Origin of the sequence: Segatella salivae F0493, from assembly GCF_000477535.1 — a bacterium.
Lineage (GTDB): Bacteria > Bacteroidota > Bacteroidia > Bacteroidales > Bacteroidaceae > Prevotella > Prevotella salivae.
On record NZ_AWGW01000032.1, the window covers coordinates 56,698 to 69,080 of the forward strand.

Genomic DNA, 12,383 nt, shown 5'->3' on the forward strand with positions numbered 1-12,383 from the left:
TGAAGACTATCAATTTTTTACAAGAAAGGCATCTATTCACTCCAACTTTGATGTAGATGTGTGCCGGTTTCAATGCCTTCTAAGCGTTGAATCTGATTGTTTTGAAACCATGAATTGCCTGTAATCCAAACGTTTCTAAATGTGCGTCGGGTGAATTTTCTATAGGCTTGTTCATCCATTTTTCCGTCACATTGATAGCCCAACCCATTGATATTGAGTTGTTCTTTCACGTGAGCATCGCGCATGGTTACACGCACATAGCCCTCGAATCCGGTGTTAAACTCATAACAGGTTGTATCACCTTCTACCACATAATAGGCTGGAAGTAGAACCTTTTTGATACATTCGGCTTGATAAGCAACTCTCCTTTGTTCAACGGGTTGATATCCTTCGGGCTTTGTTTCAATAGCTCCGGTCCAGCAAGCAGGTGCAAATTCATCCATGTTCCATTGCGATTGACTCTCATCAGGCGCATCAAACACTTCATCAAGTGTTGTATCTAAGCTCACGTTTGCCTTTCGACAGAGCCAACTACTGTCTGTAACGAGACTGAAAGGTTGGTCGTCTGATGTTCTTCCATAAAGGGAAACAGCTATCTGTTTGGGCTGGATATGGGGATAGGTGGGACTAAACCACACGCCAATCGTATTGTCTCCGTTCTGCAAAAAGCGTGTGACATTGAAACGAAGGCTAATAGGATGGTCGTCATTTTGATGCTCACGATAAGGCATTCTGACGTCAGTCGACACATTATAACCATTGATATAGAGGTCAAAATAGCCTGTCGTTGTGACCTCAAGCATTGCAAATCGTGGTCTGATGGCATAATGATAGGTCTGCCGAAACCACACTTGTGAGGTGGAATCAGGTACAGGTGTGCCAATCCATCGTGGCAGAAAGTCTTGTGCTTGCAGGCAAAGCGTCTGCAAAAACAAGAGGAAACCTAATACGAATTTTGCCATATCAGAAATTAAAAATCCCCCTCCTGCAAGGAGGAGAGGGAGTTATGAGTTGTTGATACCTATCAAATGTTAAGCATCAATGTTTGCATACGTAGCGTTTTGTTCTATGAATTCGCGGCGAGGTTCAACGTCGTCACCCATTAACATGGAGAAGATTTCATCAGCCTCTGCTGCATTTTGAATGGTCACTTGTTTCAACAGACGTGATTTTGGGTCCATAGTTGTCTCCCAAAGTTGCTCGGGATTCATCTCACCTAAACCTTTATAACGTTGTGTGTGCAGTCCCTTGTCGTCCTCTTTTCCGTCAACATACTTATCAATGAAAGCCTGACGTTGCTGTTCTGTGTAGCAATATTCACTGACTTTCTTATAGGTACACTTATATAAAGGAGGTGTAGCGATGTAGAGATGTCCGTCTTCTATTACCTTCGGCATAAAGCGATAGAAGAGTGTCATGATAAGCGTGTCGATGTGAGAACCATCGACATCGGCATCGGTCATAATGATAATCTTGTCATAACGCAGTTTATCGATGTTGGCTTCTCGGTCATCTTCGCCCTCAACTCCAAAGCGAACGCCGATACTTTGAATGATATTCATCACCGATTCTGCTTCGAAAACACGATGCCATTGCACTTTCTCCACGTTGAGAATCTTACCTCTTAATGGAAGGATTGCTTGTGTATAACGATCACGACCTTGCTTTGCTGACCCTCCCGCTGAATCTCCCTCGACGAGGAATATCTCACATTCCTTGGGGTCTTTATTAGAGCAATCGGCCAGCTTTCCAGGCAAACCACCACCTGTCATGACGTTCTTTCGCTGAACGCTTTCACGTGCTTTGCGAGCTGCAATGCGTGCAGTGGCGGCCAAAACAACCTTTTCGCATATCTTCTTTGCTTCGATAGGATGTTCCTCTAAGTAGTTTGACAGCGCCTCACCAACGGCTTGTTGTACGGCACCTGAAACCTCACTGTTACCCAATTTGGTTTTAGTTTGTCCCTCAAACTGGGGCTCTGCCACCTTAATGGATATCACTGCAGTGAGTCCTTCGCGGAAGTCTTCACCGGCAATCTCTATCTTTGCCTTCTCAATTTGCTTTGCAATGGTTGGTTCAGCGTCTGCATACGCTTTCAAAGTACGTGTTAAAGCAGCGCGGAAACCAGTCAAATGGGTACCTCCTTCAATGGTATTGATGTTGTTAACATAGCTATGGATGTTCTCCGAATAGTCTGTGTTATACATAATTGCCACTTCAATTGGGATGCCTTGCTTTTCAGTTTTCAGATAAATCACATCGTCAAAGAGGTGTGTGCGATGGCGATCTACGTAGCGAACAAACTCTTTTAGTCCGTCTTTAGCATGGAAAACCTCCTGTCGAATCTTGCCTTCTTCGTCATGACGCATATCTGTTAGTGTGATGCGTATACCCGCATTAAGATATGCAAGCTCTCTCATTCGGCTGGCAACTATATCCCATTTGTAAGTCGTTGTAGTGAAAATGGTGGGATCGGGCCAGAATTGTTGGCGTGTTCCGCGTTTAGTTGTCTCGCCAACCACCTTTACTGGGTAGAGCGGTTTACCCTTTTCGTATTCTTGTTGATATATCTTTCCGTCGCGAAATACCTGAGAAAGCATGTGAGTAGAAAGTGCGTTCACACAACTAACACCCACACCATGCAGACCACCACTTACCTTATAAGAGCCTTTATCGAACTTACCTCCAGCGTGAAGTACGGTCATTACCACCTCAAGTGCAGACTTATGGAGTTTCTTATGCTCATCAACGGGGATACCACGACCATTGTCTTCTACCGTGACGGAACCGTCTTCGTTGAGCGTAATCTCAACATCTGTGCAGTAACCTGCCATTGCTTCGTCGATAGAGTTATCCACTGTCTCGTTAATAAGATGGTGAAGTCCCTTCTCACTAATGTCGCCAATGTACATGGCTGGACGCTTTCGAACAGCTTCAAGACCTTCAAGGACTTGGATATTCGAGGCGGAATAACTTGCCTCGGAGTTTTGATTTTCTGCCATTTATTCTTAGAATGTGATTTAATTGCAAAGATACTAAAAAACTAAGAGATAGAGAAACTTTTATGCGCTAAAATATTTTAATGGATAAGGTGTTATAAGTTGAATTTCATGATGAATGAAAACTACTGCAAAAAAGTGTTGAATCGCAATGCAAAATGCGTCATATTACACGATAAAGTGCCTTATTTCATATGGTAAAATGCCTTATTTTACACAGTAAAGTGCCTTATTTTGCACGATGATTTGCCTCAAATCAGTTTGCTCTTAATTATTAACAATGTCAACACTTCTAATTAAGCCACAAACAATCCCCTTCATTTCCACGACTAACCACTCCCCTCCCTCTTCGGGGAACCATAGGTCGCTGTTCGTGAAGCCTGCGAAACGAGGAAAGCAAGGGGCTGGGGGAGAGGCTTTGTTGCTCTCCCTTTATAGCGTTAATGAGATGATATTGCTATGCAATAGCGTGCTTACAGAAGTCGATTCTGATATGCTTTCTATCGTGTTTTTCAGTATTTTGTTTTCTCAATACTATACTTTTATAAACAAATAAAGGTCGCAATTCCCCTTAGAATTACGACCTTTATCTATAAATAAGCCTTGCTTGATTAGCCGAGCTTATTGATATGTAGAGCTAAACCAGACTTAAGGTTAGCAGCTTTATTTGCATGAATGATGTTGTTCTTTGCCAACTTGTCGAGCATCTTCTGTACAACTGGGTACAACTTAAGTGCTTCTTCCTTGTCAGAAAGCGTGCGAAGCTTACGAAGAGCGTTACGCATCGTCTTAGCATAGTACTTATTATGCAACGTTCTTGTCTTTGTCTGACGTATTCTTTTGACTGATGATTTGTGATTTGCCATCTTCTGTTTCCTTCTATTTTATTTTACTTGTAGTCCCTAGCAGAGTCGAACTGCTCTTTAGAGAATGAAAATCTCTCGTCCTAACCGATAGACGAAGGGACCATGTGGCTATTTTGCGGGTGCAAAGTTAGCGTTAATTTTCGAATCAACCAAACTTTTCTTGAAATATTTTTCAAATGGGGTTGTTTTTTCATCTTTTTCATGTAACTTTGTCATCTATGTTGATGAAAACGAAGGCTATAGTGCTTCATGCATTTAAATTCGGTGAAAACAAGCTGATGGTTGATGTATTTACCGAGCAACAGGGACGCATATCGTTTGCTGTCCGCATTGTAAACTCACCGAAAGCAAAGATTAAAAAGCAGTATTTTCAGCCTTTTTCTGTGCTTGAAATCGAATATGATTATCGACAAAAGACAAACATTCAGACGTTCAACAACGTAGGGATTGCCTATCCGTTTGGCTCAATACCTTTTGAGCCGCTTAAGCTTTCGATTTGCTTTTTCCTTGCCGAACTGACTTCTTATGCCACACATGGCGAGCAGGAAAATACTCATCTGTTCAATTATATCGTTTCAAGCATCGAATGGCTTGACCGATGTGATACAGGGTTTTCTAACTTTCACCTCGTATATATCGTTCATTTATTGCGCTTTCTTGGCTTTTATCCCAACCTCGAAGATTATGAAGAAGGGTGTTGTTTTGATATGCGTAATGGTTGTTTTACAAGCACATTGCCGTCTCATCACGATTTTCTTTCTTCGCAAGATGCCTCACTTGTTGCCACATTTTCACGCATGGACTATGCCAATATGCACCTTTTTAAGATGTCACGTGCCGATAGAAACCGCTTTTGTGATATCGTTTTAACCTATTATCAACTGCATATTCCAAAGTTTCCGGAATTGAAATCCTTGCAGGTATTAAAGGAATTGTATTAATTGCAATGCCTTTTTGAGCAACGATGTGCAGCACATTGTTCAATAATATCGCCTTTTATGCCCCGAAATAAGCCTCAAGTTCGGTCATCGCTTCACCTTCTTTGTTGTTCAAATCCTTGATGAGTTGTCCCTTTTCCAATAGCAGAATACGAGACGAAATGTCTGAAACAAAGTTTAGATTATGGCTTGACAGGATGACGGTTGCCCCCGTTTCTTGACAGAAAGTGTGTATCATCTTGGCAATATGGATTTGAGATGACGGGTCAAGATAATTGAAAGGCTCATCCAAAATAAGTACTTTCGGGTGGATAAGCATTGCACCTATGATGCCAATCTTTTGTCGGTTGCCTTCTGAAAAGTCACGAATATACTTCTTAGTACCCAGAATTTCATCGTGCATTAGAATGTTATAAGCTGCCAACCGCTCATCAACCGTGTCCTTACTCAAGCCATATACATTGCCAATGAAGGTGAAATATTCCTCTGGAGTGTAGAAGTCGATGAGGAAACGGCCGTCAATAAACGAGCCCGTATATTGCTTCCAAGCTTCACTTTCGTTTACTTTCATGCCATTGCTCATAACATATCCTTCGGTGGCTTGAATCAAGTCGAGTATCAATCGCATGAGGGTTGTCTTGCCGGCCCCATTATTTCCAACGAGCCCTACAAGCTCTCCGCTGTGTATGTCGAGTGTAGGAATGTCGACAACGGTGTGAGTTTCATACACCTTTTTTAGGTCTTTGATTTCTATATCCATGTTGTTTAATTCATATTTTGTAGTTTATAATAACCTCAACTCATGCAAACGCTTCAAAAAGAGGGTAGACTTTGGAGTCTGTTCTCCTCCTTTTGGGAGTGTCATAAGGCGCTTTTTCCCTCCTGGGGAAGGACAGATAGTGCTCTTTACTTCATGAAATCCTCCATTCGTTTGTATTTTTTAGCCATGAAACGATGGGCTACCCATTGGATGAATGGGCGCGAAAAAGCCAGCATTATCAATCCGATAGCCGAGAGAATTGCATCAACAACGAGCGTGTTGTCAATGAAAACGATGAGACAAATATAGATAAAAATCGGGATGATGATAACAAACGCATAGACGTTCACACCCATACTGGCTCCTTGATAGTTGAAGAATGCCGAGCTAAAGAGGTCTATTCGCTTCGAGAAAAGACTTGTTGGCATGTATAAAAGGTTTACTCCTGCACAGAAAATAAATGCAGATAACACCATCAGTGGCGACCAATAGCCTAAGAATATGCCTGGAACAAGCAGCAGAGTTGCCGTTAGATTTAGGAGTATAAAGAACCAAAACTTCCGCCAAAGCATGTCGAAAACCGAGATGGGTTTCGTCATAAGTCCGTGAAAGAAGTTACCCTCTATGGAGAAAACCCATTGTCCTAAGATGAGCGAAGAGAACATAATAGTCATAAAAACATATATGCCTTCAACCCCATTTAAGTCATTATCAGGGTCCATTCCCATGCTTCTTATGTATGCTTGCAGTGACATGACGCCCAAAAGTAGTAGTTCTCCTCTGAGCAATCGCTTTGAACGAAGCAGTGAAATATACTCCATACTGAAGAGAGATGAGCCTCCAATGCGGCCCACCTTTGATGTTTGACTGCGTTGTTCGTTGTAATGTTTGACGTAACAAAGGTAGACATAGATGCTAATTCCAAAGCCTAATGTGATAAAAAACCATGCAATGGTGCTGCCGATGGCGCCTAACCAGTGCATGAAAAATATCATAAAGAGCGCTGAAATGCAATAGTAGAAGAGCAGTATCAACCATAATGGCAGCTTGTATTCCCATCCTTGAGCCTTTCTAACGCCTGTAATCATCAAGCCATCTGCAAAGTTTTGTGTCAGAGATAGGCAGAAAGCAAGAAGTGTATAGCCTATCGGCATGAGCGTCTTGCCTATGATCAGCACCATGACGGGAATGAACCAATTGAGATAATCAACAAGATTCGTCACGAGCAGGAAGTGATTCCATGTGGCCTTTGGAATGGGTTTGGAGCGCAAATAGTCATCCATTCCTGCGGCATCTGTCTTTAAGAGCAACTTCATCCATAGCTCTAAAGGAGACAAAATCACCACAAATGGGACTATGATTAGCCCTATCCCGCCTCGCGAAGTGAGTTGGTCAAGCTCACCTCCTGCTTGCCAATAGCCTGCACCTAAGCCCACAATAACACACAACATCATGTAGATAAAGAGCCCTAAACGCTTCCAATCAAACGTTCTTCGCTTCTGTATCCACCATAATTTGAGAAGAATCTTCAGCATCTTCAATCTTAACTAATCGTTCAACTAATGCTCGTTGTTACATGCCTCTTGCCTTTAGAAGGGCTGAAGTGTCGGGAGATTTAAGACCAGTAAAGTCAGTAAACGTCTGCATGAGGTCCTTTGTATTGCCTCGACTGAGTACTTTGTCACGGAAATCTTGGCCTGTTCTTGGGTCAAGCGCACCGCGTTTAGCAAAGCAAGTGGCTATATTGTCAGCGAGAACTTCAGTCCATAAGTAGCTATAATAACCCGCTGCATAGCCTCCTCCCCATACATGATTGAAGTAAGAAGTTGCATATCGTGGCGGAATCTGTGTGTCTAATAGTCCTACTTCCTTAAGCGCTTGCTGCTGGAAAGCGTCAGCTTTGTCGGCCGTTGGAATGTCTTTCTCTGGCAACATGGCCCAAGCCATGTCAATACATGTGGCTCCTAAGTTCTCACCGAGTGCGTAAGCAGGTTGGAAATTGATAGAGTTCAGCATCTTTTCTTTTAGGGTTTCGGGCATCGGTTCACCTGTTTTAGTATGGCGAGCAAAGTGATTAAACACTTCAGGTAGACTCGCAAAGCTTTCATTAAACTGTGAAGGCATCTCGACAAAGTCACGTGCTACGGCCGTGCCGCTTAGCGAATTATACTCGCAATTGGATAGAATCCCGTGCAAAGCATGGCCAAATTCATGGAACATTGTAGTCACTTCGTCCCATGTTACGAGTGTAGGTTGCCCCTCAGGTGCCTTTGCATAGTTGCACACATTATATATAATAGGTTGTTGTTTGCGGTATTTGCTCTGCTTAGCAAAGCTGCTCATCCATGCTCCTCCACGTTTAGTGGGGCGACGGAAGTAATCACAATACCACAAGGCTAAAGGCTTTCCGTCTTTGTCTATGACTTCAAACACACGCATGTCCTTATGATATGTGGGGATGTCTCTACGCTCTTTGAACGACAATCCATAGGCTCTGTGCGCGGCATAGAACACTCCATTGACGAGAACGCTATCGATATTGAAGTAAGGTTTGACGTCGTCTTCGGAGAAGTTATACTTCGCTTTCTTCATCTTTGCCGAGTAATAGAAGCGGTCATAGGGTTGAAGCGTGAAGTCTTTACCTTCGGTTTCACGTGCAAACTCCTGAATTTCACGCGTCTCTTCGTCGGCTTTTGGCTTATAAGATGCAATCAGTTGTTTCAAGAAAGCATAGACATTTTCTGGCGTTTTGGCCATAGTGTTCTCCAAAGAATAGGCTGCATAGTTGTTATATCCCATGAGTTTAGCCTTCTCTGCGCGTAGTTTTGCTATCTCAACTACAAGGGGATAGGTGTTAAACTCACCTGTTCCGTCGGCACGATGCACTGAAGCTTCAAACACTCTGCGGCGTAAGTCGCGGTTCTCCAAGTTTGTTAGTATGGCCTGTTGAGTGGTATTGACAATCACAATGCAATAAGGCGCCTTGCCACCACGGCTTTCTGCGTCTTTCTTACATTGCGCAATGTCTGCCTCGCTGAGTCCTTTCAGTTCGTCTTTGCTGTTCACCCATACCACCGCATGATTGGTTGCATCGGTCAAAGTCGTGCCCCATTGCTGTTGAAGTTCGGCAATACGTTTGTTGATTTGCTCCATTCTTGCCTTCTTTTCGGGTGAAAGTAGGGCGCCAGAACGTACAAACTGTTTATAAGTTTCGTCTAACAGTTTCAAGTTCTCACCTTTAAGTTTGCTTCGTTCGTGGTCGTAGACGTACTTGATGCGGTTGAACAGCTTTGTGTTAAACGTAATCTTGTTTTCCCAATCGGTAAGAACGGGCGTCATTTCCTTTTCGGTTTGTGCTATAATAGGCGTCTTATCAGCGCTCGTTAAGCAATAAAACACACTTGAAACGTGGTCAAGCATCTTACCACTTTCTTCAAAAGCCACAATGGTATTCAGGAAAGTGGGCTTCGCTTTGTTGTTAACAATCTTGTTGATTGCCTCGCGTTGCATACTGATAGCTTCTAAAAGTGCTGGCTGATAGTCGGTTTCTTCAATCCAATCAAACTTTGGTGCTTTGAAAGTTAAGTCGCTATAAACCAACAGAGGATTGGGTCTTGCGTCTTCATTCGCCTGTTGTGCTGAGGCTGAAAGAGTCATGGTAGAGGCCAAACCAGCTGTTAATAGCGTGTGTTTGAGGGCTGCTTGGATCTTTTTCATTGTCTATTTCTTTTGAGATTAATTTCATGTTATCGGTTACAAAAATAGCGTTTTCTATACAAAATGCAAAATAAAATGTCACAAACAATATGAATTCATAACAAGAAAACGCTTATTTGAGAATGAAAGAAAGTTTTGATTTCAGAATTTAATCCTTATCTTTGCAACATTGTTATACTCAAAATGCAAGATGATGATTGATGAAATTCTAAACTACAACGCAACGTTTGTTGAGCAAAAAGGCTATGAGCAGTTTATTACTTCAAAGTATCCAGATAAACATTTGGCTGTGTTGTCGTGCATGGATACGCGACTTACCGAACTCCTTCCTGCTGCTTTAGGACTTAAAAATGGTGATGCGAAGCTGATAAAGAATGCAGGTGGGCTTGTCATCTCTCCCTTTGATTCGGCCATGCGCAGTCTGTTGGTGGCCATTTATGAATTGGATGTGCGCGAGATTATGGTCATTGCACACACTGAATGCGGTGCATGCCACATGAGTTTTGAGGCCTTTCGTGAACACATTCTTGCGAGAGGAATCGATGAAAAGACGCTTGAAACCATCCAACATTGCGGGATTGACCTAAACAAATGGCTTGAAGGATTCCATGATACCGCCTCTTCTGTACGGCAAACGGTTGACACTATACGTCGCCATCCACTTGTTCCCACCGATGTGATTGTGCGTGGTTTCATTATCAATTCAGTCACAGGGCAACTTGAAGAGTGTCGATAGGCGTTCGCTATTGCTATCTGTAAATCGATGAAATGATGAGATTTATCTGTTGAAGGGATAGTTCTTGCATGTTGAAGAGATAGTTCTTGTCAGTTAAAAAGATAGCGCTTGCATGTTGAAGGGATAGTTCTTGCATCTTAAAAAGATGGCGCTTGTCAGTTAAAAAGGCCGATTTCATCGTTCCTTTTGCCCGCCATTTTCTTTTCTTCTCTTATCCATCATTTTCTTATGTGTGCCATCTGATAAAACAAAATGCGCCATTTCATCGATTAATTTGCACCATTTCATCGTGTGAAATGAGTCAAATTACACGCTCATTTGCCTCAAATCATTTTGCCTTTTAATATCATCCGTATTGATATCTCCAATTACCCCCAAAACAACTTCCTCCATTTCTAAGGGTAATTACTCCCCTCTCTCTTCGGGGAGGGGCTGGGGGTGAGGCTTTATCTCTACTTACCCACCCCGCTATCAGCGTCTATCCACTACACGATGGGGAGCGCAACGCCATTAATTTTCTGGTAGATATCGAGCGCATATACATCAGTCATGCCACTGATAAAGTCGATAACAGCCATGATTCTCGTTTCAAGATTATCGCTATGGATATCATATTGGCTGCTGACACGACGGATAAGTTGTTGAGAGTAGAATCGTTTGGGGTTGACAGCCGCCTCAACAAACACGCGCATTAGCGTCTCCATAATCTTATAACCCGATAGTTCTATGTCGAGAACAGGCTTACTATGATAGATTTTTTGATATGAAATTTGCGTACAACGATGATAGGCTTCGCGCTGAAGTGGTGCGATATTATCAATCAAACTGCCTTTAAACGTGCCATGAAGGATTTCATCTTCGTGTTCAACAAAGGTCTTAACGCATTCATTTTCAAGTTTACCGATGACGCTTGCACGCATGTAAACAACCTGTTCATTGGCATCCGTTAGTTCCTCTTCCCGTATGCGTTTCTTTATTTCTCCACGCATTTCGTCATCAAAGAAGCCTAATAACAGGTTGGCAGTTTCCTCAAACGATAAGATCTTTAGCTTGTGGGCGTCTTCTATATCCATGATTTCGTAGCAGATATCATCGGCAGCTTCAACGAGATAAACTAACGGATGACGAGCAAATTTCAATGGTTCTCCGGGCTCAGATAAGCGAATTAAGCCCAATTCATCGGCGATTTTGCAATAATCTTTGGCTTCACTTTCGAAGAAACCAAACTTTCCATGTGCCCCCGCAAGACTGCTTGAAAAGGGATATTTCACGATACTTGCCAACATGGAATAAGTCATAACGAAACCTCCTTGACGTCTTCCAAAGAAACGATGTGTTAGTAATCGAAACGCGTTTGCATTGCCTTCAAAGTGTGAAATGTCGTTCCAAAACTGCGAGGAAACTATGGTTTTAAGTTGCTTTCCGTCTCCTTCGGTGAAGAAAGTCTGTATGGCTTTCTCGCCCGAATGACCGAAAGGAGGGTTCCCCATGTCGTGAGCGAGGCAGGCAGCACTAACGATTGTGCCAATCTCTTCAAACAAAGTGTTTTGCAATTCAGGATGTTTCAGCTTCAAACGCTTGCATACATCATTCCCCAAAGACTGCCCGAGACTCGACACTTCCAAGCTATGTGTGAGCCGATTATGTACAAAGATGCTGCCCGGAAGAGGGAAAACCTGCGTCTTATTCTGTAATCTTCTGAAGGGAGCTGAATAGATTAACCGATCATAATCACGCTTAAATTCTGATCGATCATCATGTCTTTCGGCATGACGGTGCTCTTGTCCGAGCCTCTTATTACTGATAAGTTGTAGCCAGTTCATGCGACAAATATAATGTAAAAACATGGATTTTCTTTCTTTTTAAGCTGAAAAATAACATTATCTGCATAGAATTGCGTATTTTTGTGGCTTATAAGGAATAATAATGAAAATAAAAGTAGTAAACAAAGGACATCAACCTTTGCCCGAATATGCCACATCTCAGAGTGCAGGCATGGACCTTAGAGCCAACATCGACAGTCCCATTACGCTCAAACCCATGGCGCGTCAGCTTGTTCCTACAGGCTTGTATATCGCCCTACCAGCAGGATTTGAGGCGCAGATTCGACCGAGAAGTGGACTCGCTTTGAAGCATGGTATCACCGTACTCAATACTCCTGGTACCATTGATGCAGACTATCGTGGAGAACTTATGGTGCTACTTGTGAACTTCTCTGATACAGATTTTGTCATCAACGATGGCGAACGTATTGCTCAAATGGTTATAGCGCGCCATGAACAAGGCTCATTTGAACCGGTAGATATATTAGATGAGACCGAGCGAGGAGCAGGAGGTTACGGTCATACTGGAGTGAAATAAAAATAA

Annotated in this window: 10 protein-coding genes; 3 read left to right on the forward strand and 7 right to left on the reverse strand. The window is 42.7% G+C overall.

All coding sequences use genetic code 11. The features are described from left to right. Window positions 1-32: 32 nt before the first annotated feature. The 3 genes from HMPREF9145_RS11995 to rpsT all read right to left on the reverse strand — a co-directional run bounded on the left by HMPREF9145_RS11995 (window position 33) and on the right by rpsT (window position 3,865). Window positions 33-962 (reverse strand): alpha-L-rhamnosidase N-terminal domain-containing protein, encoded by a 930-nt coding sequence (locus HMPREF9145_RS11995; RefSeq protein WP_021826672.1) that lies wholly within the window; start codon window positions 960-962, stop codon window positions 33-35. A 69-nt stretch (window positions 963-1,031) separates the two neighbouring features. Further along, a complete protein-coding gene (gyrB, locus tag HMPREF9145_RS12000; RefSeq protein ID WP_021826722.1) occupies window positions 1,032-3,002 on the reverse strand; it encodes a DNA topoisomerase (ATP-hydrolyzing) subunit B in 1,971 nt (656 codons plus the stop codon). A gap of 608 nt (window positions 3,003-3,610) precedes the next feature. Then, window positions 3,611-3,865 carry a 30S ribosomal protein S20 gene (gene rpsT, locus HMPREF9145_RS12010; RefSeq protein ID WP_007134725.1) on the reverse strand — a complete coding sequence of 85 codons (255 nt, stop codon included), beginning with the start codon at window positions 3,863-3,865 and terminating at the stop codon, window positions 3,611-3,613. 218 nt (window positions 3,866-4,083) lie between these two features. Here rpsT and recO point away from each other — a divergent pair, with 218 nt between their 5' ends. Then, the gene (gene recO, locus HMPREF9145_RS12015) at window positions 4,084-4,806 is read left to right on the forward strand and encodes a DNA repair protein RecO (protein ID WP_007134724.1); all 723 of its coding nucleotides are present in this window, start codon (window positions 4,084-4,086) and stop codon (window positions 4,804-4,806) included. A gap of 55 nt (window positions 4,807-4,861) precedes the next feature. Here the strand turns inward: recO and HMPREF9145_RS12020 are convergent, their stop codons facing one another. From HMPREF9145_RS12020 to HMPREF9145_RS12030, 3 genes are all read right to left on the reverse strand, one after another. Beyond that, the gene (locus HMPREF9145_RS12020) at window positions 4,862-5,563 is read right to left on the reverse strand and encodes an ABC transporter ATP-binding protein (RefSeq protein WP_021826689.1); all 702 of its coding nucleotides are present in this window, start codon (window positions 5,561-5,563) and stop codon (window positions 4,862-4,864) included. A gap of 146 nt (window positions 5,564-5,709) precedes the next feature. Then, window positions 5,710-7,098: a DUF5687 family protein gene (locus HMPREF9145_RS12025; RefSeq protein WP_021826673.1), complete on the reverse strand. Its 1,389-nt coding sequence runs from the start codon at window positions 7,096-7,098 to the stop codon at window positions 5,710-5,712. Between the two features lie 37 nt (window positions 7,099-7,135). Continuing rightward, window positions 7,136-9,280, reverse strand: a complete 2,145-nt coding sequence (locus HMPREF9145_RS12030) for a M3 family metallopeptidase (RefSeq protein WP_021826711.1) — start codon at window positions 9,278-9,280, stop codon at window positions 7,136-7,138. 193 nt (window positions 9,281-9,473) lie between these two features. On the opposite strand from HMPREF9145_RS12030, the gene HMPREF9145_RS12035 reads away from it, so the two are divergent. Continuing rightward, on the forward strand, window positions 9,474-10,016 hold the full coding sequence (locus HMPREF9145_RS12035) for a beta-class carbonic anhydrase (protein ID WP_021826652.1): 543 nt from the start codon (window positions 9,474-9,476) through the stop codon (window positions 10,014-10,016). Window positions 10,017-10,501: 485 nt separating this feature from the next. Here the strand turns inward: HMPREF9145_RS12035 and dgt are convergent, their stop codons facing one another. Next, entirely contained in the window at window positions 10,502-11,839 is a 1,338-nt protein-coding gene (gene dgt, locus HMPREF9145_RS12040) for a dGTP triphosphohydrolase (protein WP_036907722.1), read from the reverse strand. A 103-nt stretch (window positions 11,840-11,942) separates the two neighbouring features. Between dgt and dut the strand changes: the two genes are divergently transcribed. Further along, the gene (dut, locus tag HMPREF9145_RS12045; protein ID WP_021826624.1) at window positions 11,943-12,377 is read left to right on the forward strand and encodes a dUTP diphosphatase; all 435 of its coding nucleotides are present in this window, start codon (window positions 11,943-11,945) and stop codon (window positions 12,375-12,377) included. Window positions 12,378-12,383: the final 6 nt, after the last annotated feature.

Bases quoted from the DNA above. Each gene is read 5' to 3' on its own strand.
- HMPREF9145_RS11995 (WP_021826672.1), bottom strand. From the start codon at position 962: ATGGCAAAATTCGTATTAGGTTTCCTCTTGTTTTTGCAGACGCTTTGC.
- gyrB (WP_021826722.1), bottom strand. From the start codon at position 3,002: ATGGCAGAAAATCAAAACTCCGAGGCAAGTTATTCCGCCTCGAATATC.
- rpsT (WP_007134725.1), bottom strand. From the start codon at position 3,865: ATGGCAAATCACAAATCATCAGTCAAAAGAATACGTCAGACAAAGACA.
- recO (WP_007134724.1), top strand. From the start codon at position 4,084: ATGTTGATGAAAACGAAGGCTATAGTGCTTCATGCATTTAAATTCGGT.
- HMPREF9145_RS12020 (WP_021826689.1), bottom strand. From the start codon at position 5,563: ATGGATATAGAAATCAAAGACCTAAAAAAGGTGTATGAAACTCACACC.
- HMPREF9145_RS12025 (WP_021826673.1), bottom strand. From the start codon at position 7,098: ATGCTGAAGATTCTTCTCAAATTATGGTGGATACAGAAGCGAAGAACG.
- HMPREF9145_RS12030 (WP_021826711.1), bottom strand. From the start codon at position 9,280: ATGAAAAAGATCCAAGCAGCCCTCAAACACACGCTATTAACAGCTGGT.
- HMPREF9145_RS12035 (WP_021826652.1), top strand. From the start codon at position 9,474: ATGATTGATGAAATTCTAAACTACAACGCAACGTTTGTTGAGCAAAAA.
- dgt (WP_036907722.1), bottom strand. From the start codon at position 11,839: ATGAACTGGCTACAACTTATCAGTAATAAGAGGCTCGGACAAGAGCAC.
- dut (WP_021826624.1), top strand. From the start codon at position 11,943: ATGAAAATAAAAGTAGTAAACAAAGGACATCAACCTTTGCCCGAATAT.